This window comes from Paenibacillus zanthoxyli JH29 (assembly GCF_000520715.1).
GTDB lineage: Bacteria > Bacillota > Bacilli > Paenibacillales > Paenibacillaceae > Paenibacillus_AQ > Paenibacillus_AQ zanthoxyli.
The window spans coordinates 15,342-39,004 of record NZ_ASSD01000397.1; the positions used below are offsets into that span (position 1 = coordinate 15,342).

The window sequence follows — 23,663 nt, forward strand, 5'->3', positions numbered from 1 at the left end:
ACGCTGAGCGCGGTTTTTGTTTTTTTGAAATTTTTTTGATTGTGATGTGACCGTTCAGGCACTTGTACAGTCTAATTCATGTAAACAAAATAAACACAGAGGGCAACGGAGGGAGGTGGAGTGGCACCATGAGTATGGAGCAAGAGGTGAAGCTGGCCAAGCAGGGGGACCGTGAAGCATTTATCCGCTTGACGCGGCAGATTGAAAATGGCCTGTACAATACCGCACGCGCAATGGTTAAAAAGGACGAGGATATCGCCGACGCGCTGCAGGAGACGATTCTGAAAGCCTATAAATCACTGGATACGCTCCGGGAACCCGGATTTTTCAAAACTTGGGTCTACCGGATTCTGATTAATGAATGCAACAGAAGAAGGGAAGATGAACCATGAATCAATTTGATCTGGATAAACAGTTGAAAGCAGAAAAGGCTAACGAGCTGCCAATGTCCGATTTCGTTCGCGGACGTTTGGAGGAGACCTATGCTTCAATTTCCGGCGGGAAGATGAACGTCGGGGCGCGTCCCGAACGCTCCGGGAGACGGCGTTTTCTTGGAACCGGCGCCGTGGCAGCCGTCCTTGGTGTAACCTTGTTCGCCTCGGGCTTCGCTTCGCCCGCTATGGCTGATTCCATTCGGCAAATACCGCTGATCGGCAGCCTGTTCAGCTCTATAGAACGTGATCTTGGACTGCAGAACGCGGCCAACGAAGGCTTGACTACACAGGTTAACAGCAACGTGTCCTATAAAGATGTGAAGCTGGAAGTTACAGAAACCGTGTTCGACGGAAGCCGTGCTGTATACGCACTGACTGTGGCGGCGCCGAATCTGAAAGACGGAATGTACGATACGGTCAAAGGTCCCGTAAAGCTTAGCAGTGCGATTGACTCTATTACCTTTAAGGGGAATGGCGGAGAGTTTGACTCTTTAGGCGGAGGAGGCCAATACTGGGGCGCAGGAGAAGACCACCCGAATACGATTATTGTCGAGCAAAGCATCAACCCTTCGGCCCAAGGAACGAAGTTCACGGCCCCGGACGCTTTTGACGCGGAAGTAGAAGTGAAGCTGGCCGGTATCGATCATACCTTTACGCTCAATGTTCCCTTTACGAAGAAGACCGATGATGTCACCAGCCTCAAACCGAATGCGGCCAAAACCGCGGGCGACCTGACCTTTACCGCAAATGCGGTTGATGTTACACCGATCACCACAACGCTGGAATACTCTCTGGAAAAAATGTCGGAAACGCTGCTCTCTAAGCAGGATGAGCATGATCTGATCTATACGAATGTGGCGGTTTACGACGATCAGGGCCATCTGCTGGACCGTCTGAGCGGCCAAGGCGTTATTCAAGGCAACAAATTCACAACGAGAGCGCATTATGCTTCCGCAAGCAGCGGAACTAAATATTTGATCCTGAAACCATTCAAGAACAATGACGGAGGCTTCCCGAAGGAAATCAAAAACAGCCAATTTGTGGACGGCCTGGAAATCCGGATTGACCTTACGAATAAATAAAGAAGGTGAATTCGAAATGGATATCAGGTTTACAATCAACATTGGAATATACGCATCGCAGAACGCTTGGTATAAGTCCATCAATTGGATTCCGTTTCTGACGGCTGATCTAAAATCGTTTATGTTGAACATAACCATGATGCTGCCGTTTGGCTTTTTGTGGCCGCTTGTTTCGGGGAGAACGAACAGCTGGAAGGATGCCGGGAAGGCGACTCTTATTCTGAGCGGAACCATCGAGCTGGTACAGTTTATCATCGCTCAGACGCTTGGCAGTGCCCGAAGCTCGGATATTAATGATTTGATTGCCAACACGTTTGGGGGGATCGCCGGGTACGCGGTGCTGTCGCTGATATTAAAAGCAAATGCATTCCGGCCTTTGCTGCAAGACGGTAAAGCTTCCTCTCGTTAACTGTTAGTTGATTGAAGATGCGCCTTGAATGAAGGAGAATTCGAGCAGCCACTTCCATTGGGAAGTGGTTTTTATATTTGACATGGAACGCATTTCATAACTTACACTCATAACGAAGATCAGAAAGCGAGGGGAGAATCTAATGTTTGGATTAATTGGGCTTTGTTTAATATTGATGGTACCTTGCTTAATTATATATGCGGCGGCGTATTTTTATTTAAAAGTATCCGGACAACAGATGGAAGTGAGATCCATTAAATCCTTTGATGATTATTTCGGTTGAAAAGGTGAGCGCATGACAAATATTAAAGATTTGGCAAAGATGGCTGGAGTATCTGTCACAACGGTCTCCCGTGTATTAAATAATCACCCCTATGTCAGCGAAGAAAAAAAGAATGCTGTTCTAGAGGCGGTTAAGGTCAGTAATTATCATAAGAACATAAATGCTGTTCATTTAAGTACAGGGAAAACGTTGTTGATGGGTGTGGTTCTCCCGTTCTCGGATCATCCCTACTTCGGTTTGTTGCTAAAAGGGATAGCCAAGCAAGCATTGGAATACAACTATAAGTTAGTCTTATTTCAAACCGATTATATGGAGAGCAGGGAACTGGAAGCTTTACAAATGTTACAGCAAAAACAGATTGATTCGTTAATCATTTGTTCGAGAACCTGTGATTTATCAACGATAGAAGAACATTTGCCATTTGGACCCATTGTTTTATGTGAAAATATTAAGGGGAACGAGGTGTCAACCACTTTTGTCAACCACTACAACATTTTTGTTGAAGCCTTAGAATATTTGTATCGTAAAGGTCATAACAAAATTGGATATTGTATTGGCAGAAGGTCGGGGACAAATAGCCATGAGCGGGAAATGGCATATAGGGATTTTGTTAAGAAATATAATTTACTATATAAGCCTGATTATACTCTCGATGAATGCTTCTATTTTGAGGACGGAGACAAGGTCATTAAGCAAATACAAGAAATGGATGCTCCGCCAACGGCATTGTTGGTCACTAGCGATCAAGTCGCGGCAGGAATTGTTACCTGTTGTAAGAATCGGCTTATTTCTATACCAGATGAACTTGCAATCATTGGGTTCGATAATCAGCCAATAGCCAAGATGATGAATATTACGACAATAGAAATCCCTCTTGAGGATATGGGAAAAAACCTTTTCCTTCAAGCCGTAAATGGTGATTTATCAAATGAGGAATTACCCGCTAAACTCATTGAAAGAGGAACGGTTTGATCCGGAATGTACGCATTTGCTGCAGTCATATGTGAATTTGTGAACAATCAAAGACTGGAGGCAGAAAGGTATGAACCGAACGTTAGCAGGACTGAAGAAGCCGGAAAGAGTGGAAACGCTAAAAAAGAAAATGCTGGATGAGAAGCGGTATGTTTCAATTGAACAGGCCCGAATAATTACCGATACGTATAAACGGCATCCGGATCGGTCCGCCATTGTAAAACGTGCCTTATCGCTCAAAAACGCACTTCTTCATCTCTCAATCGATACCCACAATGAAGAGCTTATTGTAGGAAACCGGAGCAGGGGAGTACGGCAGGGCATTGTTTTTCCGGAGAGCGGGACTTCCTGGATCGACAGAGAATTTGAAAGCCTTCCCACACGTCCGCAGGATAAGTTTCAAGTCCGCCAGGAGGATATTGAGATGTTCAGGCAGGACATTAGACCGTACTGGAAATCCCGCTCGCTGGAGGATGTTATTCGGGAACGATACGGCAGCGAAATTGATGAAATCGCTCTAGTGGTGAAGATTAATCAAAAAGATCATGCCCAAGGGCATATCTGCCCAAACACCGAGAAATGGCTGAAACTCGGGCCGGAAGGCATTAAGCAGGAAGCATCCGCAAGGCTGGCCGTATGCGAGGGAGAAAGCAGGGAGTTCTATGAAAGCGTCATTTTAGTGATGGAAGGCGCGCAAGAATTTATGCTTCGCTATCATCGTCTGATTCTGGAGAAGCTGGAGTCAGAGAGCGATCCTGCCATCCGCCAGGATATGAGAGCGACCGCCGACAACTGCCGTAATCTGTCCCAGCGTCCCGCCGAGAGCTTTCATGAAGCCGTTCAGTCGCTTTGGTTCCTCTTCGCCATCCTGCATTTGGAATCGAACGCTTCTTCTTTCTCTCCTGGACGGATGGACCAGTATCTGTACCCCTACTTCAAGAAAGACTTGGAACGCGGGACGATTGACGAACAAAGAGCGCTTGAAATCATTGAATGCCTCTGGCTGAAATTCAATCAGATTGTCTATTTGAGAAATTCCCACAGCGCCAAATTCTTCGCGGGGTTCCCGATCGGGTTCAACATTGCGGTTGGCGGTCAGACTCCGGATGGCAAAGACGCAACCAACGAGTTATCCTTCATTCTTCTGAAGGCGCAGGAGCATCTGCTGCTCCCGCAGCCCAATCTCTCGGTGAGACTTCACACGAACACACCGGAGGAGCTGCTTAAGGAGAGCATCCGGGTTGTATCTCTGGGAAGCGGAATGCCGCAATTTTTTAACGATGAATCGGTTATTCCCGCCATGACTCGCCTTGGCATTAGCCAGGAGGACGCCAACAATTATGCGATCGTCGGTTGCGTAGAGCTTACAACACCGGGCAATAATTTAGGCTGGAGCGACGCCGCGATGTTCAATCTCAACAAGGTGCTTGAGCTTACGCTTAACAACGGCAAATGTCTCATTACGGGCAAGGCGCTGGCTCCCGATCTTGGTAATATCGAAACCTACGAATCGTTCGAACAGCTTGAGGCTGCATTCGCGAAGCAAATCCATTATTTTATCGGCAAAATGATTGCGGCTTGTGAAGCAGTGGAGAAAGCTCATATCGATACTCTTCCTTCACCGTTCCTTTCTTCGGTCATTGACAACTGCGTGGAGCTGGGCAAGGATGTTACCGCAGGCGGGGCCAAATACAACTTCTCGGGAATTCAAATGATTCAAATCGCAAACCTGGCGGACAGCTTGGCGGCGATTAAGAAGCTTGTGTTTGACGAGAAGCGGATTACGTCCGGAGAATTGCTCAGGGCGCTTCGCGCCAACTTTGCTGGCCATGAGGTTACTCGGGCTATGCTGCTGAACAGAGCTCCCAAATATGGCAACGACATCGTCTGGGTTGATGAGCTAGGAGCCAAGTGGGCCAGAACCTTCAACGAATGCCTGTCGCACTACCGGAATTACCGTGGAGGACTCTATCATACGGGAATGTATACCGTTTCAGCGCATATCCCTATGGGGGAAAATGTCGGCGCTTCGCCGGACGGAAGATATTCGCGGGAACCGTTGGCGGACGGCGGAATGTCCCCGGTATACGGCAGGGATCTGAACGGACCGACCGCTGTGCTGAATTCCGTATCAAGGCTTGACAACCACTTGACGAGCAACGGCGGTCTGCTGAACATGAAGTTTTTGCCGGAATTTTTCAAAACAGAGAGTGGGATCAACAAGTTTTCCCAGTTCCTACGGACCTTTGTCGATCTTGAAATTCCTCATATCCAGTTCAATGTATTAAAAAAAGAAGATCTGATCGCGGCGAAAGCGTCTCCCGAGGATTACCGCGGACTTACGGTTAGAGTAGCGGGATATACCGCCTATTTCACGGAACTTGCGGATGAGCTGCAAAATGAAATTATCGCAAGAACCAGCTACGGGGAGATTTGAGTTGAAAGCCGCACAGCGGGCAGGGGAGACGGCGATACAGGAGGAGACAGCTATGGAACATGCAGCGGAAATGACATCCGGGAAGATTTTCGATATCCGAAGATTCTCCACCCATGACGGCCACGGAATCCGTACCAACATATTTCTGAAAGGCTGTCCTCTTGCTTGCCGTTGGTGCCAGAATCCGGAAGGGATTGCATTTCAGACCCATTTGGTCTATTTCCGCAATAAATGCATCCGGTGCGGTTTGTGCGCCCGGAATAGTCTGTACGGCGCTTCCGCCTTCGAGAACCGAACACGGATCAAGCTTGGGCGGGATCAGATCGAAGATTGTGAGGCATGCATCGACGTGTGTCCTGCCGGAGCGCTGTCCTTGGACTGCCAGGTTATGACGATAAACGAGGTTGTCACAGAAGTGATGAAGGATCGCCGCTTTTTCAAGTATAACGGTGGAGTGACCCTTTCCGGCGGGGAACCTCTGTTTCAGCACGAATTTGCTTTACAGCTGTTAATGGACTTGAAACAAGCAGGCCTTCATACAGCGATCGAGAGCAGCTTGCAGACGTCCCCGGCCATACTGGAACAAGCGGCTGGAATGCTGGATTTGATCTACGCGGATTTTAAAATTTTTGATACTGAACTGCATAAGAGGCATACAGGCGTGTCCAATGCCCGGATTAAAGAAAATCTGAAATGGCTGCTCACAGGTAATACCCAAGCTGAAGTGATTGTCCGTACTCCCCTGATTCCTGAATATACGGCTTTTGACGATAATATCCGCAGCATTTCTTCTTTTATATCTGCCATCCGGCCTGACGTTAAATACGAGCTGTTGAATTATAATCCCTTGGCACAGGCCAAATATTACCATGTCGAACAGAAATTTTGCTTTGACAGAAATCCCCGAATGTACAGCGATGAAGAAATGACACACTTCCACACCATCGCGTTGGATGCAGGCATTACGAATTTGATCAAATAAATGAATCTGCAAAGGAGAGAGAAAAATGCTTATATTGCTTGATACCGCAAATTTTGAAGCGATTACCCGGATGTATGATCTGTTTCCATATGACGGCGTTACCACCAATCCAACGATATTGAAAAATGAAAAAAATGATCCGATGAAGCAATTGCTTCGGATTCGGGAGTTTTTGCCTGCCGGTTCGGCGCTGCATGCGCAGGTGATTTCCGAGACCGCCGAAGAGATGGTGGAGGAGGCGCACTATATGGTCAAGCGGCTGGGGGAGGGATTATATGTAAAAGTTCCGGTCTCCGCTCAAGGACTTAAGGCAATCAGCATTCTATCCAAAGAGGGTATACACGTGACGGCAACCGCAATCTATACTCCGATGCAGGCTTTTATGGCGGCAAAAGCGGGGGCAAAATTCACGGCTCCTTATGTTAACCGGATAGACAATATGGGTGCGGACGGCGTGAAAGCGGCGATGGATATTCATGATATGCTCCGAATGCATAAACTTGACAGCGAGGTTTTGGCGGCAAGCTTCAAAAACTCGCAGCAAATTCTGGAACTATGCCGGCATGGCATTGGTTCGGTGACTGCCGCTCCAGACGTGTTGGAGGCCTTAATCAAGCATCCCGCCACGGATCATGCGATTACCGCATTTAACAATGATTTTGCTGAGGCCTTCGGGAAAAACAAAACGATGCTGGAGCTGCAGGGAATCTAGACCGGGTTAGGTTCATTACGAGGCTTGAACCGCCTGATTCGTTCCGCTGCTGCCCGTGAGTTCGATGAACTGAAAGAGCTGCCGGGTCAATCGGCAGCTCTTTCGATATATAGATGGCTTAGGACGGAAACTTTTGAGTTAGCGAATCCCGCCCTGAAGTCATCGTCCAAATGTGAAGGTCATGCACATCACGTACCCCTTGGATTGTCAACAGCGTTTGTTTCACTTTACCCGCATCAATAACGATCGGCGTGCCTTCCATCAATATATGTACTGACCACCGGATGACGCCCCAGGCGCTTTTGAGAATAAGCAGAGCATTAATAAACCCCGAAATGACAAACAAACTCACACCGTTAAATAGCGCAGCTAAAATCTCTAACCGAAGGAAACCGTATGACTTATTGGAAGAGGCGGGTTTCGCTGCAAGCCACATTGCCAACAGGCTCATCGCCAGAGCGGCCGAATCACTTAACATATGGCCCGAATCCGAAACAAGCGCCAAGCTGCTGGAAATCAATCCTCCAAAAAACTCTAACAGCATGATACCGGTTGTAATAATAAATGCGATCATTTGTCCTGCTTTATTGTTGGGGCCATGATGATGCCCGGGACCGTGGGGATGATCATGAGCAGAGTGATTTTTTGCGTGGTCATGGTTATGTTCATGATGATGGGGAGCGTGCTGATGTTGTCCCATAAAAATCCTCCTTGATATAAACATATGAGCAATTGTTCATATATAATATACGATTACTTCCCACAGAAAGGCAAGATGATATTTTTTATTCAGGAAGGAATATTCTTTTTTCGTGGTAAACTGAACCATTTCTTCTATTAATTCGTACTATATCATAGTTTACCATCAAAGGAGGTATTTCAATGAAAAAAAGGTTGGTTTGGTTACTAACGGCGGTAATTGCAATGACTCCGCTTGTCCCAACGGAGGCGATAGCGTCCAGCAGCAAAGTCGTCGATACGAATCAGGCACTAGAGAAGTTCGCTTCTGAAAAGGCGGCGCTGTTAACCAAAAATTACGGCACGGTCAGCGTCCAGTATGCACTAATTGATAACGGCGAGATTAAGGTATCGGGACAGACGGGGGTAAACGATAAGGCAGGGAAAATCCCGCTTAGCAAGGATACCATGTATGGAATTGGATCGACGAGCAAAATGTTTACGGCCGCCGCTGTCATGAAATTGGCAGATGAAGGGAAGATCAATCTGGATACCCCTTTGGTGCAGTACATAACCAATTTCAAGATGAAGGATGAACGATATAAGCAGATTACCCCGCGTATGCTGCTGAACCATTCTTCTGGCCTGCAAGGAAGCAGCCTGAGAAATTCTTTTCTGTTCAATGATCCAGACACCTATGCGCACGATACGCTGTTGGAGCAACTGTCTACCCAGAGCTTAAAAGCGGACCCGGGCGCCTTTTCCGTGTATTGTAATGACGGATTCACGCTGGCCGAAATTCTTGTTGAGAGAGTCAGCGGCATGGATTTTACCGCATTTATCCATCAATATTTTACCGGACCGCTAGAAATGAACCATACGAAGACGCCGCAGGATGTACTGGAACCAGGCAAGTTCGCCGCTCTTTATTTCCCGCCTTTTGAGAAGCAGCTGCCGAATGAAACGGTCAATGCCATTGGAGCTGGCGGAATTTATTCCACCGCAGAAGATTTGGTACAATTCTCACAAATATTCACGGGACAAAAGGACGGTATTCTCTCGAACGAGGCGGTCCGTGCAATGGAGCAAGAGGAGTACAAAAGAGGATTGTGGCCCCAAGATGCCGACAACTCGATTGACTTTGGGCTTGGGTGGGACAGCGTAAGGTTGTTTCCGTTTAACGATTATGGAATAAAGGGTTTAAGCAAAGGCGGAGATACGATTTTGTATCATACTTCTTTTGTTGTCCTTCCCGAGCAGAACATGGCTGCGGCAGTGGTGTCCTCGGGCGGCAGCAGCTCGCTCAACGAGTTGCTGGCGAGTGAGCTGCTTCTTGAAGCATTGAAAGAGAAGGGCACGATTAAAGACATCAAACCCGAGAAATCATTCGGTACGCCGGTAAAAGCCGATATGCCAAACGACGTCATGAAGTATGCAGGCTATTATGGTACCCTCAACCAACTGGTTAAAATTGATGTCAAGGATGGGGTTCTGTCCATAGCGGTGCCGAGCATTCCTGGATATCCGGAGCAGAAGTTTGTGTATACATCGGAGGGGGCTTTTGTTAACCAGGAAGGCAGTGCTAAGGCTCGTTTTGTAACGGAAAAAAATGGACGCACCTACCTCTGGGTCAGAGAATATACGACCATTCCGGGTTTGGGACAACTGGCCTTATCTCATTATTTAGCCGAGAAGCTCGAATCTAATCCAATATCCACAGAGACAGCAGAGGCATGGGCGAAGCGGGAAGGTAAAACCTATTACCCTGTGAGCGAGAAGTTCAGTTCGGTCATTTACATGATTATGCCAACGCTTAAGATCACCCGGGCCGACGATCTGCAGGGTTATTTAATGGATAAAAAAATTACAGGCCCGAATACGGCTGTGAGCCAGCATCAAATTCCTGCGATAGGAAGCCGGGATACGGCTGAATACCGTTTTTACACAAAAGACGGAATTGAGTACCTTGAAGCCGCTGGAAGCTTGTATGTCAGTGAGGATATCGTAAAGCCGCTATTTGCGGGGAAACATTCAGCGGTTACTGTACAAGCCGATGGCAACGCAAAATGGTACAGAGTTCCCTCTGCCGCAGCCGGTAAAAAGATAACTGTCGCAACGCCAGCGAAAGGTGCTTTTGCAGTGTATGACGCCCAGGGAAAATGCGTGAGCTACACCGTAATCAGCAGTAATAATAAAGTGGTTTTGCCTGAAAATGGAACGATTGTATTTGCAGGCGATGCCGGCACTGTATTCCGCATTACCTTGGAGAAGTAGTTTGCTTACGGACTGATCTTAGTTTCGGAGATACTCCCTCCTAACGATTTGGTAACCAACAAGCTTCTTTCCCGTATAAAGAAACAACATGAGTTAACAAACTGAGAAGCAGAGGTAAATCGTATGGCAATGAATCGCATAAATGAGGGATTTTCAGATTTTTCCGATACATGGTACCGGATGGCAGAGCAGAAGGCGGCTCAGTATTTTGCCTCCCTTTACGGGCAGGTGAAGGAGAAGACGTATGTTCCTGTCTTGACCCAAGATATTGAAGTATGGAAACGAAACCATGTTCGTCATCGGTCGTGGTGGTCTTATTTTTCGCGGGGAAAGCAAAAACCGGGCACCCGGGATTATCACCGGTATATCGGATGGCTGAATTATACGGGCAAACTGGACGATTATCTGGATCGCAGCGTTTCTTACATTTACATGAGAGATCTCGGCAAAGCTCTCGATTCCCCCGGTACGAAGGCGCGGATTCGGCAGGTGGTTGCCGGCATCAAAAACCATTTGCTTCATTCAGCCGGAACGAATCGGGGAGACCCGCCCGAGTATATGAGCCTGGCCGGGTTTTACCGATGGGCGCAGAAGGAAGGCGTCGAGACCGCCGCTATTTGGGTAATCGACAAACTTAAGAACATGGCGGTCCATATTCCGAAAGAACTGAATGCCGAGCAAGCCCAACGTAAACTGATCAAAATTATTGTCGGGGTTGTTCTGCATGTGATTGATGAGATGGGGGAGGAAACGCCGCCTGCGGAACGTTCAAGGAGACTGGATGAAGCCATCCGGCTAGGGTTTTCCTACGGACTGACCTATCCTTTTATTGACGATCTGCTCGATTCTCAGCTCTTGACTACCGGGGAGAAAGAACGGTATTCCCGTATGATAAGGACCGCGCTTCTCACTGGGATCGTGCCGGAGATTGGCGGGTGGACCGGAGAAAATGTGGAATTCATTCGATACGTCCATTCCGAGCTCCGGGATGCTTTTGAATATATTAAGGGCCTTCAGCGTCCGGAGACGGTGAGCACATTTTTCGAGCAGTCGTATGTGTTTTTTCAATCCCAGGATATCGACCGCGAAAAGGATCTGTCCTGCGCCAATTACACCAACGAAGAGCTGTATATCCCCGTCATTATAAAATCCGCATCCTCCAGGCTGATCGTCCGTTCCGTAATCCATGCTTCCGTGGATGATGGCTTTGATCATCGTACGTTTTATTATGGCATTTACAACCAGTTGGCCGACGATTTTGCGGATATGTTCGACGATATGAGGGACGGCGCGGTAACGCCTTATACGTATTATTTAAAGTACCATAACCAGCGTCCTGATCTGATCAACCCTTATGAATTATACTGGACAGTCATCAGCCATCTGATCCATAACGTCTACCGCTCTGACACCAAGACCCGTGAGGTGATTCTGGATCGCGCCATCAATGTCCTGAAACGCTGCAAAGAACGCTTGGGCGATGATAAGTATAACGAAGTTATGAATATTTTTGCTTCCGGCGATCCCGAATTCAATCGTCTCATCCAAAAGATGGTCCGAAAGGCAGAGGACGTGGATTTCTTCGATAAGCTGCTGCGGGACCAGATGAATTCCTTTTTGAAAAATGACCGGCAGGAAAAGGAAGACTTCCAGAATACGGTCAAAACAGTCCGCGAGCAGATCAACAACCTATTGCAGATTCCCCCAAATACCGGGACCCTTCCGATGAAAGATCCGCTTATTGATGCCGCAAATTACAGTCTCGAAGGGGACGGGAAGCGGCTGCGGCCGATTTTGACCTGGGTTATGGGCGTTAACGAATATGGACTGAACGCTTCAGCCATCACGCCCCTGTTGAGATCACTCGAATACATGCATACCGCATCCCTGATCTTCGACGATCTGCCGTCCCAGGATAATGCGTCCACCCGCAGAGGGCGTCCAACCCTGCATGAGGTGTATGACAGCGCAACAGCGGAATTAACCGGCCTGTTTCTGATCCAGCGGGCGATCAAAGAGCAAGCGTCGCTTGACCGGTTCGACGCGAGGACCGTGCTTGCCTTGATGCAATATTCGGCCGGGAAGGCGGAAGAAATCTGCAGGGGGCAGGCGATGGACCTGCAATCCAAAGGCAAAACATTGACACAGGAGCAGTTGAACCTGCTGTGCTTTTACAAAACCGGCGCCGCCTTTGAAGCCTCGCTGGTGATGCCTGCTATTCTTGCTCAGGTAGAGAATTATGAAATCGCGGCATTGAAGAAGTTCGCCTATCATGCGGGCATTGCCTTTCAGATTAAGGATGATTTGCTTGATGTGGAAGGCGATCGGCACGTGCTCGGCAAACCTACGCGAAAGGATACCCAAAACAACAGTTCAACCTTTGTATCCGTCCTTGGACTGGGTGGCGCCAGAAAAGAGATGTGGGAGCACTACTGCCTGGCTGCTGAGGCTTTGAGAGAGGTTCCCCGGAATACTGCGTTTTTGAAGCATTTGCTGGATTATTTGGTGAACCGGGACCGTTAAAAAAGTTACATGGTTGAGATTGCAGATAGGGTATGCTTGAACATTCGCCAACCCTTCTTTTGTGGAGCATGACCGGGAATTTTGCAACAATATTGCCACAAAAGTGATTGAGCTGTAACGACATTCTGCGCTCATGGATTGCGCGCCGCAGCGCCAAGTGATATTTTGTTAAAAACCATACTTGGTAAAGGAGTCGAATGTTGTGATCAATAAAGAGGAGTTAGACCGCTATTACACCCTTTCGGGCAAACGCAAGATGCTGTCCCGGCAGTTCGAAGAGGCGCTTCCGAGGTTTCACTCGCATGCGAATGCCAGGGAATATCTGAAATCGCTGTTTGGCGAAGATTTGGTATACCTGGGATCGCAAGAAGACGAAGAGGACGATCAAATCGTATATTGTTACACCATTGTCCATGACCGCCCCGGTTGGGAAGAGGGCACGCGAAAGATGAAAGAGACCGGATATGTGAGCGGATCGGACTTCATTCATTCGTCCCAGGATGTTCAGATCTATGAGAATGGACGGATTTGGATGGTTTATTAATCATTAGTGGCCGGGGGGGTGACACAAGCCATGTATGATGACCAAGTAGAGAATCCGCTCTATGCAAAGTCTACATTATGAACAACGGCGGTTGTTTGTGTAGAGCGAATAAAGGCAGACCGCCTTACATCCTTTTATGGTGAAATCCGTTTATAATGAGACTTTGCTGCCTTGAAATGAAATTTATTTTAAGGAGTAGAGTGATCATGAAATATGTCAATGCTGAGATTTTACCAGAGGAGTTACTAAAGGAAGTACAACATTTGTGGTGCTATGGTGTACGTTCCTAAACCTGAAGGAGTACGCGAGGGATGGGGCGTAAAATCCGGCAGTCGAAAATATATCTAGGAGCGAAATCTTGAAATCCGCCAAAGATTCTCGGAAGGCGTGACGATGGATCAGCTTTCGGAGCAATATTTTCTTTCGCTGGAAAGCATTAAGAAAATTGTTTATTCGAAATTAAAATAATTCATTACCATACCTCAAGTCACATTGGATTCATTTCTGATGTGGCTTTTTTATGTAGAGAATAATTCCTAAGTATTTGCTCTATATATCCAGGCGTTTCCAGTTGTTAGAATGATCCTCGGAAGCATAAAAGGGGAGGGATCAGCGATCCGCAGAAAAGCTATTGAACGTATGAACGGACATCGGGGCGGAGTCGTATGGTTCACTGGGTTGTCCGGTTCAGGTAAAACGACGCTAAGTCAACATGTCGAGGAAACCTTGTTCAAACGGGGCTTCAAATGCGTTGTGTTGGATGGAGATGAGCTTAGAGCTAGATTAAATCGCGACCTCGGGTTTTCTGAAGAAGACCGTGAGGAAAATTTGCGGCGTGCTGCGGAAGTGGCAGCCATGTTCTTGAATGTTGGTTTTGTCGTTCTCGTTCCGATGATTTCACCCGCAAGAGAAGCTAGAGATAAGGTTAGACATCGTTTTGATCCCAAGGATTTTGCAGAAGTCTATGTGAAATGTTCAATCGAAATGTGTGAAAGACGCGACCCTAAAGGACTTTACCAGAAAGCCAGAAAGGGTGAACTCCGTTATTTCACAGGAGTCGATTCCCTTTATGAAGCACCAATACTACCTGAGTTAACTGTAGACACGGAAGACACCTCTATCGAGAACTGTACGCAGCAACTTGTTGAGTTCATCATCCGAAAGTTCGATATTAAGTCAGAAAGAGAGGAAGCTTGATGACACGGCCTAAATTAAGTTATACGATCTGGTTCTCGCAGCGGACGGGAAGCACACTGCTCAATTATGCGTTGGCCTCAACAGGGGTGGCGGGCGATCCCCGCGAGTGGCTGCATTTTCAGTACAATAGTCCCGTCACATTCAAGCGTGAGGATCTGGAACAAATATGGCAATGTGGAACAACGCCTAATGGCGTCTTCGGGGTGAAAACGGGGTTTGAACAGAGATGGATTGACGCGTTCCGCACCATGTCGGGGCTCCCGCAGAATGCTTCACGGGCGGAGGTGTGGAGCGCCGCCTTCCCTAATTGTTACAAGCATATTTATATGACGCGCCGCAACAAAGTTAGATTGGCTGTCTCGTGGTGGCGTGCGATCGTTACCGGAGAATGGCATCGAAACTACGGGGAACAGTCTCAGGAACATGATATTTCGGATAAGTATAATTTTGAAGCCATCCAATATCTGCTCCTTCAAAGCACGATGTGCGAAGCGGCAATTGAGGACTTCTTCTCGGAGTCCGGTATCGTCCCGCTGACGATTGTCTACGAAGATTTTATTCAGGACTTTGAAGGCACGGTTATGAAGGTGTTGGAGTTTTTGGATATTCAGGCCGATAACATTAGCGTAGCTCCACCAGCGTTGGATAAACTGGCAGACGATACTGCGGAGCAATGGGTGCAGCGGTTTCGGGAAGAGAGCCAGCGGGGATGGGAAAACAGAAGATGGTGATCGGGGAGGGGCACTCATGCCGCTATGTCACATACAGCGGTAAAAATACGATTGTACTCGCTCGGCCGCTCATTATTTCCAAATCTCGGATTGAAAATATCATTACAATTATGAGAGAATGTACTACTAGGATAAGCCAAGAGATGTAAGCCGGGTGATCCGCACCCGGCAGGGTAGGAGGCAACAAATAATGACAATCGGAACGAACCCATGCTAACCACCATAAACCGGATGTTTGACCGAATCATGCCATGGATTACCCCCACAAGTCTGATTACCGGTATGCTGTTCACCGTTTGGTTAAAGCCCTATGGTTTTTTATCCACCTGGTTGTTTGCCTTTATGACGCTGGCAGGAAGTTTGGGGACGAGCTCCAGAGATTTCGTCCGTGTGTTCCGGAGACCGTCGCCGATGATTTGCGCTCTAATTCTTCTGCATTTTGTCATGCCGCTCGTTGCATGGCTGCTCGGGAAGGCGCTCTTTAGCGGGGATGTTGAGACAATTACCGGCCTGGTGCTCGGAACCGCTATTCCGACAGGCGTTACGACCTTGTTCTGGGTAGCGCACAAAGGGGGAGACGTGACTTTGACCATTGCGGTCATCCTGCTGGATACGCTTCTTGCCCCGTTCGTCGTTCCAGGAATGCTGTCTTTCCTGTTCGCTTCAGAGGTGCACATCAATGCGCTGGGGATGGTATGGAAGCTCTTGCTCATGATTGTGTTTCCTTCACTGCTTGGCATGTTCATCAATCATGTGAGCCGGGGAGAGGCGGAGCGGGTATGGAGGCCCCGTCTCGCACCATTTTCCAAGATCGCGCTCGGGGGAGTTGTTGCGCTGAACGGGGCATTCGTTGCCCCGTTCTTCCTGCATTTTGAGTGGAAGCTTGTCGGTATTCTCGCCACCGTGATTCTTCTGACACTCATCGCCTACCTATTTGGCTATTCGACAGGCCGATGGGGATGGAGGAAGGAAGCCGGAGTCACGATTTCGCTAACTTATACGGTTGGTATGCGAAATATAAGCGCGGGAGCGGTAATTGCGACTACGTTCCTGCCCGCTGCTGCGGCGCTGCCCGTTGTTCTCGCCATGCTTGTACAACAATTGATGGCATCCATGGTAAGCAGCGTGCTAAGCAAATGGACTGACATCAATGGGTTGACATATCGAGAAACATCGATATAATAGTTTGCATGAAACCAATAGACCCCATTGAAGTATTCAAGGCCCTGTCTAATGAAGCGCGTCTTCAAATCTTGGAGTGGTTAAAAGATCCTAAAGCCCATTTTGGACCCCAGGGAGGCGTTGATCTTATCGAGGTTGGGGTATGCGTCAGCCAGATTACAACAAAACTCAATATGACCCAATCCACAACATCTCAATATTTGTCCGTCCTGCAGCGGGCGGGACTTGTCCATGCGACTCGGCTGGGAAAATGGACATATTACAGAAGAGATGAAGAGGCAATTAAACAAATTGCTTCCTACATTCAGCAAGACCTTTAAATCATAAAGACTGGATTCAAACCATTGAATTCAGTTTTTATATAAAAAACAAATCGATAATTCGAGATTTGTAACTTAATTTTTTTACCCAAAGAATCGACATTTCTCGAATTGTATTAATGAAGGCGGTGATATTTTTTTCGATTGATCGACCCGGCTTGCGAAAACCCGTACAGAAAGTGCAAGCCTAAATTCGCCCTAAAAAAGGAGCTGTTCCACATGTCCAACCCTTCCAACCCGTCCGGCAGCGCCGCAACGCTCGTTATCGTTGCGCATCCGGATTTGGAGACGTCCCGGATTAACAAACGCCTCACGGCCGAGATTGAACGAAGAGGCAATGTTACTGTACACCGCCTGTACGAGACGTATCCGGACGAAAAGATCGACGTCGCCCGCGAGCAGGCGCTGTTGATGTCTCATGACCGCATCGTGCTTCAATTCCCATTTTTCTGGTACAGCTCGCCTTCCTTGCTGAAGAAATGGATGGATGAAGTATTCGAGCTCGGCTTCGCGCACGGCAGAGGCGGCGATAAGCTGAATGGCAAGGAACTGCTCATTGCCACCTCTTCGGGAGGCGCGCAAAGCATGTACCAAGCCGGAGGCTTTCATAATTACTCTTACAGCGAGCTGCTGCGGCCGTTCCAGCAGACCGCCAACCTGGCCGGAATGATCTATCGTCCGCACTTTGTAGTGAGCGGAATTCGCGAAGTGAGCAATGAACAGCTGGAGAAGTATGCGGCGGATTACGCCGACTATGTGGAGGGACGGCCCGCCCTCTCTCGCACGCGAGGTTAACCGCAGCCGCATACACCGAAGACAACAACGCGCCAGCCCCTTCTTGCTGCAGACAGCGGCCGGAAGGGGCTGGATTCGTCAATTGCACATCCAGCAAATTCTTTTGCTATAATAAATAGGGCCAATAAGTAATGACCAGGTACCTATAACTAAGTACATACACATTGGAGACATATATATTCGATTATGTTTGGCAACGAGGGATGGTGTTTACATCGTGAAAATTGGATTTTTCGATTCGGGGGTAGGTGGACTTACTGTCCTTTATCAAGCTCTTGAGCTGATGCCGAAAGAGGATTACCTTTTCTATGCGGATACGGATCATGTTCCATACGGCGAGAAGCCGAAGGAAAAGGTCAAACAATATGTAACCGAAGCCGTTGAATTTATTGCTCAACAAGGCGTGAAGGCGATAGTTATTGCATGCAATACTGCAACCAGCATTGTGATCGAGGAGCTGCGCCATAAGTATAATTTTCCTATATTGGGTATTGAACCTGCTGTGAAACCCGCCATTCTGGAGAGTAAGAAGCAGCAAAAGAAGGTTTTGGTTCTAGCTACTCGCCTTACACTTCAGGAGGAAAAATATAGGAACCTGGTGAGAAGTCATGACAGCGGCAATATGGTCGAAAGCTTGCCTCTTCCTGGACTTGTGGAGCTGGCGGAAACGCTTGAGTTCGCAGACGAAGTGGTGCTGCCGTACTTGCGCGAGCAATTGGAAGACATTGATGTAAAGCAGTACGGAACCGTCGTTTTGGGTTGCACGCATTTCCCATATTTCCGGGCCGCGCTTCGTAAAGTTTTCGGCAATCAGGCTGAACTTATTGACGGAAGCGTCGGTACCGCAAAACAACTGCAGCGCTTACTAGGTAACCGACTCGAAGAAGGGAATGGCACAATTACGTTCTTTGAGTCCGGTCGACCTATTCTGGACGAGCCCAAGTTGAGCAAATATCGGCGTTTGCTGAATTTACTTGGAGAAGGATGATTAGTAAAAGAAAGAAAGCAGCTGGTCTGAGATCGACTGCTTATTTTCAAGTCAAAAAAATGAACGTAGAGCTAGTAAAAAACGCGTTAAAAGCGCAGGCGATCGGAACCAAAGCGTCGATTTCAAGCCTAACCGAGCTAAGCGTAGCCACATGCGGTACCATATTAAACGAACTTGTCGCTGCCGGCGAAGTTATCGAGATGGAGCCGGATGGACCAAACGGCGGCAGGCCCGCCAAACAGTATAAGTATAACGCCGATTTTGGCTGCGCCGTTTGTTTGCTTGTAAAGACGGAAGGAGACATTCACTCTATCCGTTACAGTATCGTGAATCTGGTCAGCGAGACCGTCAAAGAGACAATTCTAGAACTTGAACATATAGACGTCGATGCGATTGATCGGCTGATCGAACAACTTGTAGGCGAAAACGGTAATGTACAGGCAATCGGTATCGGAATACCCGGCGTTGTCCATCACGGAGTAGTCGGCGTTTGCGATGTTCCGGACCTTGCAGGCAAATCGTTAGGACCTTATTTTGAAGAAAAAAAACGAAGTGTCAGTCATCATTGAAAACGATATGAACTTGACAGTCTACGGTTTTTACCATTTGCAAAATTTTGAAGAAGAAAAAACGTTTGCCGTCGTTAACTTTCCAAAAAACCATTTTCCCGGTGCGGGTTTTATCGTAGATGGACGAATATTATCCGGGAACACGAAATTCGGCGGCGAGGTTTCTTTTCTGCCTTTTGGAATTACACGCGAGGAGCAGCTGCGGCAACTGCAGACCGATGATGGCTTTGTCCGGTTGGCTATGAATACACTAACCTCAATCATTGCCATTATTAACCCGGTAACAATTGCGATAACAGGCGAGCTTCCTCGTGAGACTCAACTTAAAGGTCATCAAGCAAATTGATAATGGCTAGGCAAGGGGCTATGGAATACCGGTAACTATCTGGTTGACAACGAAAAAAACTTAGAGCAATCTATAACAAAGCTCCTGCTGCCACAAATCCCGATAGCACCAATCCGATCCCTGTCAACAAACGGCCGGGTGCCCAGAAAATCCACCCACAGCCATATCCATTCACCCATTTACTTCTCCCCATGAGTATCCCCCTCATGTAAAAAATGTCTGTATCTTACGATACAGAACATCTTAAGACAATCAGTGATAATTACCGCATGTTACTTATTCTAACTTGAGGCGGCGTAATGCTAAATTAATAATTCGTTAAGAATTGTTTCATGACCAGTTTATACTTGGGGCTTACATTGGAGTAGACGGACCAAGTTGATAGTAGGAGGCTTACCGACAGAGAAACAAAAAGAGGTAGGGTGATTGATCAAATATGTCCATTCGTTTGAAATTTCTGCTGTCGTACGCGGCAATGCTGGTGGTACCATTGTTTCTGCTTATTATAACAGCCATGCTGATGACAGTCGTCTACCAGGGGGATGTCCAAAGCCTTAGAAGTATTTATGAGAGTAAATTTGAACGATTAGAAGATAGCGAAACGCGTAATCTCATCAAACATACCTTCATGCAAAATACAGATCTACTCACGGATACCGTTTTTCTGAACGATTTATCGGCAGATATGCTCAAAAAAAATATCTCTCTATATATTCGTTCTGAGAACACGGCACTATATGCCTCAGACGATCTTCTGCTTAAACATGGGTTAACCGATCATTTTCCGGCTTTCAAACAAGCGGGATCTCAAAATGAACCTTTTCAAAAGAAATACAACAATGAATGGTATCAGATAGCCCAATTTGATTTATTATCCAAGAATTCAAAGCCGGTTAGTATTTTCCTAGTGAGCAAAATTGATCCATTGGTTTATTCCTTAAGGACTTTTTTTCCAATTTTGTCTCAGTCCACAGTAGTCGTTCTCCTGCTGACGCATATCCTGCTTACTACCTATATGTCGAGAACAATTATCCGTCCTTTGCTTGAACTGCGCAAAGCGGCGAAGCGGGTGACCGAGGGGGATTTGGATTTCCAGGTGAAGATTAGCGGCAAAGATGAACTGGGGCAGCTTGGGATGGCCTTTGAAGAGATGAGGTCCAAACTTCAGCAGTCTATTCTTGTCCAGCAGCAATATGAAACGAACCGAAAAGAGCTCATCACGAATATTTCCCATGATTTAAAGACGCCAATCACTGCCATTAAAGGCTATGTGGATGGGATATTGGAAGGCGTGGCTGATTCGCCCGAAAAAAATGAAAAATACATGCGTACGATTGCCGCTAAGGCCGGTGAAATGGATCACCTGATTGATGAATTGTTTCTGTACTCGAAGCTGGACATGCAGAAGCTGCCGTTTTCTTTTGAGTCTGTACCTATTCTGCCTTTCCTGAATGATTGGGTGGAGGAGCTGAAGTTGGATCTGGAAAAACAGGAGGTAGATCTGCACATCGCGATGAATAGCGGGGAAGCAGCTCGGGTATCTGTAGACCGCGAATCGTTTAAACGCGTGCTTGGCAATATCATTCAGAACAGCCTGAAGTATATGGATAAGCCTGAAAAGAGAATCACCGTCCACACCTGGGTAGAGGCGCAGAGCTTCACTCTGGCCATCGGAGATAACGGACCAGGAATTCCTCCGGAAGCGGCCGGGCATATTTTCGAACGATTTTACCGGGCAGAGCAGTCCAGAAATACGAATACCGGCGGCAGCGGCCTTGGTCTTGCCATCGCCAAGCAGATTATTGAGGAGCATGGGGGAGCTATTTATGCGGACAGCAAAGAAGGCGAGGGAACGGTGATTCGTATTGTATTACCGATTGAGAGAGGAGCCGAATGAGAATGAAGCGAACGATACTGATTGTAGAAGATGAGCCTTCGATAGCCGAGCTCCAGCGGGATTACCTGGAGTTGAACGGATATCAAACTGAAATCGCCATAGACGGAGAACACGGTTTGGAGCTTGGTCTTAGCGGCAAATTCGAGTTAATTGTGCTGGATGTCATGCTGCCTAAGCTGAATGGCTTCGAGGTATGCAAAAGAATTCGCGACGAGTTGGATATTCCCATCCTTATGGTCACCGCCAGACGGGAGGATATTGATATTGTGCGCGGGCTGGGTCTTGGTGCGGATGATTATATGACCAAACCTTTCAAGCCTGCGGAACTGGTCGCCAGAGTGAAAGCTCATTTGTCCCGCTATGACCGTCTGAAGGGGCACGGATCATCCACGAATGAACTGGAAATTAGGGGTTTAAGGCTGAACCCCGACTCCCGCCGCGCTTTTGTCAGGGATGAGGAGGTTACGCTGACAACCAAGGAATTTGATCTGCTTCATTTTCTGGCGCTGCATCCCAATCATGTATTCAGCAAGGATCAGCTCTTTGAGCGGTTATGGGGCATTGACTCTTTGGGAGATACTCAGACGGTAACTGTGCACATCCGCAAGCTCCGGGAAAAAATCGAAGAGGATTCCGCCAATCCGATATATATCGAGACTCTATGGGGAGCCGGCTATCGTTTTCGTTCCTGAATAGATTTACCCATTAATCTAATATTGCAGGAAAGATCCGTAAAAAAGGTCTTAAGTAAACGCCAAGGGGGAGAAGGCATGGAGAGTATAGCCAAGCTAACTGGAGTGAGTAAAGAATTCCGAAACGGCAGGGGCATCAGAGGTGTGAATTTGGTGCTGCAAAAAGGTGATATATACGGGTTGCTCGGACCCAACGGTGCCGGCAAAACAACACTTCTGAAAATGCTGACCGGCCTGATTTCTCCGAGCTTTGGAAGCATTTCATTGTTTGGGCAAAATCTTGAGCAATCTTTCTCAGCGAGTATGAGGAAGGTGGGCTGCATGATCGAATCGGCTGATTTTTATGATTATGTCACAGCGGTCCAATATTTGAAGCTGAATGCCAACTTTTATCCGGATATCCGGCCGCAGCGGATTGCTGAGGTGCTTGAGGCGGTTGGTCTTGCCTCTTTTGCCAAAGAAAAAATTAGGCACTACTCCACCGGCATGAAGCAAAAGCTAGCAATGGCCTCGTCCATCCTGCATAACCCGGAACTCGTGATCTGGGATGAGCCGACAAACGGACTGGATGTCGAAGGAGTGGTTCATTTTCGCAGTCTGGTTAAACAATTATCCGCTGACCAGGGGATCACCTTCCTGATTTCCAGCCACATGATTCATGAATTGGAGCAGCTTTGCAATAGAGTAGGCATTTTGCATCAAGGCGTTCTGATTCGTGAAGGAAACGTGCAGGAACTGCTGACGGACAATATATCCCTGGAGCAGTATTACATTGCTGAACTACAAAAAGGAAAGGAGTTGATGGAAAATGGACGGCTTGAGAGCAGGACTTAAAAACGAATTGCTGCTTATGATTTATCGCAAAAAAACAATGTTCTTTTTCCTAGTTTCCGTCTTAATTCCAGTTCTGTTCATCTTGTTATTCCATGCTCTTCACCCTATTCTGGGACGGATTGCGGTCAGTCCTTCCTATCCGGTTCAAATGCTGGAGATCTATACGGTATTCTTAATTCCCCTGTTCATGTTTGTGGAGATTGCCGATTTATTTCCGCAGGAAATATCATCACGCACATTGAAACTGGCGCTGCTGCGGCCTATCACGAGATTAGGTGCTTATTTGGCTAAATTTCTTGCCCTTGGTGTGGCAATCGGCATATTGCTGCTGCTCTTGGGGACGGTAAGCACACTGTGCAATATTTTATTCGGAATACCAGGTACAGGAAACCTAGACATCTTCGGATTGCTAAAAGCCTACGCAGCAGCTTTCCTGTCTATGTTGTCTCTTGCGGCCTTGTTCATATTCATCGCTCAATTTTTTCGCAGCGCCGGCGGATTTCTGGTATTTTCCATTCTGTTATACACCGGGGCCAAAGCGGTTCCTTACTTTATAAACGGCTTCTCCTTTTTTTCCATAACTTCATATACAGACTGGTATTCACTATGGTTAAGCCATACCGTCTCCACAGGCAGACTCGTGACCACATCCCTGTTCCTGCTGTCTAGTTTGCTTATGTTTTTAACGATAGGCTATATCCTCTTTGATCGGAAGGAGGTTTAACAGGGAATTGCCGCAGGCAAAGCACAATATTAAGATTTATTTAATAGTCTCTTCATGG

Annotated in this window: 22 protein-coding genes and 2 pseudogenes; 23 read left to right on the forward strand and 1 reads right to left on the reverse strand. The window is 47.4% G+C overall.

What is annotated here, in order from left to right:
• Positions 1-128: 128 nt before the first annotated feature.
• The 7 genes from L691_RS0114805 to L691_RS0114835 all read left to right on the forward strand — a co-directional run bounded on the left by L691_RS0114805 (position 129) and on the right by L691_RS0114835 (position 7,311).
• Positions 129-392 carry a sigma factor gene (locus tag L691_RS0114805; RefSeq protein WP_025691261.1) on the forward strand — a complete coding sequence of 88 codons (264 nt, stop codon included), beginning with the start codon at positions 129-131 and terminating at the stop codon, positions 390-392.
• Positions 389-1,516 (forward strand): DUF4179 domain-containing protein, encoded by a 1,128-nt coding sequence (locus L691_RS29015; protein WP_036737158.1) that lies wholly within the window; start codon positions 389-391, stop codon positions 1,514-1,516. The genes L691_RS0114805 and L691_RS29015 overlap by 4 nt, the downstream gene beginning before the upstream one ends.
• A 16-nt stretch (positions 1,517-1,532) precedes the next feature.
• The gene (locus L691_RS33970; protein ID WP_025691262.1) at positions 1,533-1,925 is read left to right on the forward strand and encodes a VanZ family protein; all 393 of its coding nucleotides are present in this window, start codon (positions 1,533-1,535) and stop codon (positions 1,923-1,925) included.
• 295 nt (positions 1,926-2,220) lie between these two features.
• On the forward strand, positions 2,221-3,180 hold the full coding sequence (locus L691_RS0114820; protein WP_025691263.1) for a LacI family DNA-binding transcriptional regulator: 960 nt from the start codon (positions 2,221-2,223) through the stop codon (positions 3,178-3,180).
• A 70-nt stretch (positions 3,181-3,250) separates the two neighbouring features.
• Positions 3,251-5,617 carry a glycyl radical protein gene (locus L691_RS0114825; RefSeq protein ID WP_025691264.1) on the forward strand — a complete coding sequence of 789 codons (2,367 nt, stop codon included), beginning with the start codon at positions 3,251-3,253 and terminating at the stop codon, positions 5,615-5,617.
• A 52-nt stretch (positions 5,618-5,669) separates the two neighbouring features.
• The gene (locus tag L691_RS0114830; protein ID WP_025691265.1) at positions 5,670-6,599 is read left to right on the forward strand and encodes a glycyl-radical enzyme activating protein; all 930 of its coding nucleotides are present in this window, start codon (positions 5,670-5,672) and stop codon (positions 6,597-6,599) included.
• Between the two features lie 25 nt (positions 6,600-6,624).
• A complete protein-coding gene (locus L691_RS0114835) occupies positions 6,625-7,311 on the forward strand; it encodes a transaldolase family protein (RefSeq protein WP_025691266.1) in 687 nt (228 codons plus the stop codon).
• 136 nt (positions 7,312-7,447) lie between these two features.
• Here L691_RS0114835 and L691_RS0114840 read toward each other — a convergent pair.
• Positions 7,448-8,011 (reverse strand): annotated as a pseudogene (locus L691_RS0114840) (cation diffusion facilitator family transporter); the annotation flags it as partial.
• A 182-nt stretch (positions 8,012-8,193) separates the two neighbouring features.
• Here L691_RS0114840 and L691_RS0114845 point away from each other — a divergent pair.
• From L691_RS0114845 to L691_RS0114910, 16 genes and pseudogenes are all read left to right on the forward strand, one after another.
• Positions 8,194-10,263, forward strand: a complete 2,070-nt coding sequence (locus tag L691_RS0114845; RefSeq protein WP_025691268.1) for a serine hydrolase domain-containing protein — start codon at positions 8,194-8,196, stop codon at positions 10,261-10,263.
• A gap of 129 nt (positions 10,264-10,392) precedes the next feature.
• On the forward strand, positions 10,393-12,786 hold the full coding sequence (locus L691_RS0114850) for a polyprenyl synthetase family protein (RefSeq protein ID WP_025691269.1): 2,394 nt from the start codon (positions 10,393-10,395) through the stop codon (positions 12,784-12,786).
• A 202-nt stretch (positions 12,787-12,988) separates the two neighbouring features.
• On the forward strand, positions 12,989-13,330 hold the full coding sequence (locus L691_RS0114855; RefSeq protein ID WP_025691270.1) for a hypothetical protein: 342 nt from the start codon (positions 12,989-12,991) through the stop codon (positions 13,328-13,330).
• 206 nt (positions 13,331-13,536) lie between these two features.
• Positions 13,537-13,798 (forward strand): annotated as a pseudogene (locus tag L691_RS32845) (CD3324 family protein).
• A gap of 111 nt (positions 13,799-13,909) precedes the next feature.
• Complete coding sequence (gene cysC / locus L691_RS0114860; RefSeq protein WP_036737160.1) at positions 13,910-14,527, forward strand: adenylyl-sulfate kinase; 618 nt, start codon at positions 13,910-13,912, stop codon at positions 14,525-14,527.
• A complete protein-coding gene (locus L691_RS0114865) occupies positions 14,527-15,258 on the forward strand; it encodes a Stf0 family sulfotransferase (protein ID WP_025691272.1) in 732 nt (243 codons plus the stop codon). Before cysC ends, L691_RS0114865 begins: the two co-directional genes overlap by 1 nt.
• A gap of 246 nt (positions 15,259-15,504) precedes the next feature.
• Positions 15,505-16,440 (forward strand): bile acid:sodium symporter family protein, encoded by a 936-nt coding sequence (locus tag L691_RS0114870; protein ID WP_198023047.1) that lies wholly within the window; start codon positions 15,505-15,507, stop codon positions 16,438-16,440.
• A gap of 17 nt (positions 16,441-16,457) precedes the next feature.
• Positions 16,458-16,760 (forward strand): ArsR/SmtB family transcription factor, encoded by a 303-nt coding sequence (locus L691_RS0114875; protein ID WP_036639383.1) that lies wholly within the window; start codon positions 16,458-16,460, stop codon positions 16,758-16,760.
• A gap of 219 nt (positions 16,761-16,979) precedes the next feature.
• Positions 16,980-17,555 carry an NAD(P)H-dependent oxidoreductase gene (locus L691_RS0114880; protein WP_025691275.1) on the forward strand — a complete coding sequence of 192 codons (576 nt, stop codon included), beginning with the start codon at positions 16,980-16,982 and terminating at the stop codon, positions 17,553-17,555.
• A gap of 217 nt (positions 17,556-17,772) precedes the next feature.
• The gene (gene murI / locus L691_RS0114885; RefSeq protein WP_025691276.1) at positions 17,773-18,543 is read left to right on the forward strand and encodes a glutamate racemase; all 771 of its coding nucleotides are present in this window, start codon (positions 17,773-17,775) and stop codon (positions 18,541-18,543) included.
• Positions 18,540-19,112: a hypothetical protein gene (locus tag L691_RS33590; RefSeq protein ID WP_232229193.1), complete on the forward strand. Its 573-nt coding sequence runs from the start codon at positions 18,540-18,542 to the stop codon at positions 19,110-19,112. Before murI ends, L691_RS33590 begins: the two co-directional genes overlap by 4 nt.
• Positions 19,078-19,458: a hypothetical protein gene (locus L691_RS33595; protein WP_232229194.1), complete on the forward strand. Its 381-nt coding sequence runs from the start codon at positions 19,078-19,080 to the stop codon at positions 19,456-19,458. The genes L691_RS33590 and L691_RS33595 overlap by 35 nt, the downstream gene beginning before the upstream one ends.
• A gap of 958 nt (positions 19,459-20,416) precedes the next feature.
• Positions 20,417-21,355 (forward strand): sensor histidine kinase, encoded by a 939-nt coding sequence (locus L691_RS33600; RefSeq protein ID WP_232229195.1) that lies wholly within the window; start codon positions 20,417-20,419, stop codon positions 21,353-21,355.
• Between the two features lie 2 nt (positions 21,356-21,357).
• Positions 21,358-22,047: a response regulator transcription factor gene (locus L691_RS0114900; protein ID WP_025691278.1), complete on the forward strand. Its 690-nt coding sequence runs from the start codon at positions 21,358-21,360 to the stop codon at positions 22,045-22,047.
• A 78-nt stretch (positions 22,048-22,125) separates the two neighbouring features.
• The gene (locus L691_RS0114905) at positions 22,126-22,881 is read left to right on the forward strand and encodes an ABC transporter ATP-binding protein (protein WP_025691279.1); all 756 of its coding nucleotides are present in this window, start codon (positions 22,126-22,128) and stop codon (positions 22,879-22,881) included.
• The gene (locus tag L691_RS0114910) at positions 22,856-23,605 is read left to right on the forward strand and encodes an ABC transporter permease (protein ID WP_025691280.1); all 750 of its coding nucleotides are present in this window, start codon (positions 22,856-22,858) and stop codon (positions 23,603-23,605) included. The genes L691_RS0114905 and L691_RS0114910 overlap by 26 nt, the downstream gene beginning before the upstream one ends.
• The last annotated feature ends 58 nt before the right edge of the window (positions 23,606-23,663 follow it).

What these genes read in the sequence shown, in the direction of transcription:
- L691_RS0114805 (WP_025691261.1), top strand. Translation starts at nt 129, where the DNA reads ATGAGTATGGAGCAAGAGGTGAAGCTGGCCAAGCAGGGGGACCGTGAA.
- L691_RS29015 (WP_036737158.1), top strand. Translation starts at nt 389, where the DNA reads ATGAATCAATTTGATCTGGATAAACAGTTGAAAGCAGAAAAGGCTAAC.
- L691_RS33970 (WP_025691262.1), top strand. Translation starts at nt 1,533, where the DNA reads ATGGATATCAGGTTTACAATCAACATTGGAATATACGCATCGCAGAAC.
- L691_RS0114820 (WP_025691263.1), top strand. Translation starts at nt 2,221, where the DNA reads ATGACAAATATTAAAGATTTGGCAAAGATGGCTGGAGTATCTGTCACA.
- L691_RS0114825 (WP_025691264.1), top strand. Translation starts at nt 3,251, where the DNA reads ATGAACCGAACGTTAGCAGGACTGAAGAAGCCGGAAAGAGTGGAAACG.
- L691_RS0114830 (WP_025691265.1), top strand. Translation starts at nt 5,670, where the DNA reads ATGGAACATGCAGCGGAAATGACATCCGGGAAGATTTTCGATATCCGA.
- L691_RS0114835 (WP_025691266.1), top strand. Translation starts at nt 6,625, where the DNA reads ATGCTTATATTGCTTGATACCGCAAATTTTGAAGCGATTACCCGGATG.
- L691_RS0114845 (WP_025691268.1), top strand. Translation starts at nt 8,194, where the DNA reads ATGAAAAAAAGGTTGGTTTGGTTACTAACGGCGGTAATTGCAATGACT.
- L691_RS0114850 (WP_025691269.1), top strand. Translation starts at nt 10,393, where the DNA reads ATGAATCGCATAAATGAGGGATTTTCAGATTTTTCCGATACATGGTAC.
- cysC (WP_036737160.1), top strand. Translation starts at nt 13,910, where the DNA reads ATGATCCTCGGAAGCATAAAAGGGGAGGGATCAGCGATCCGCAGAAAA.
- L691_RS0114865 (WP_025691272.1), top strand. Translation starts at nt 14,527, where the DNA reads ATGACACGGCCTAAATTAAGTTATACGATCTGGTTCTCGCAGCGGACG.
- L691_RS0114870 (WP_198023047.1), top strand. Translation starts at nt 15,505, where the DNA reads ATGCCATGGATTACCCCCACAAGTCTGATTACCGGTATGCTGTTCACC.
- L691_RS0114880 (WP_025691275.1), top strand. Translation starts at nt 16,980, where the DNA reads ATGTCCAACCCTTCCAACCCGTCCGGCAGCGCCGCAACGCTCGTTATC.
- L691_RS33590 (WP_232229193.1), top strand. Translation starts at nt 18,540, where the DNA reads ATGATTAGTAAAAGAAAGAAAGCAGCTGGTCTGAGATCGACTGCTTAT.
- L691_RS0114900 (WP_025691278.1), top strand. Translation starts at nt 21,358, where the DNA reads ATGAAGCGAACGATACTGATTGTAGAAGATGAGCCTTCGATAGCCGAG.
- L691_RS0114905 (WP_025691279.1), top strand. Translation starts at nt 22,126, where the DNA reads ATGGAGAGTATAGCCAAGCTAACTGGAGTGAGTAAAGAATTCCGAAAC.
- L691_RS0114910 (WP_025691280.1), top strand. Translation starts at nt 22,856, where the DNA reads ATGGACGGCTTGAGAGCAGGACTTAAAAACGAATTGCTGCTTATGATT.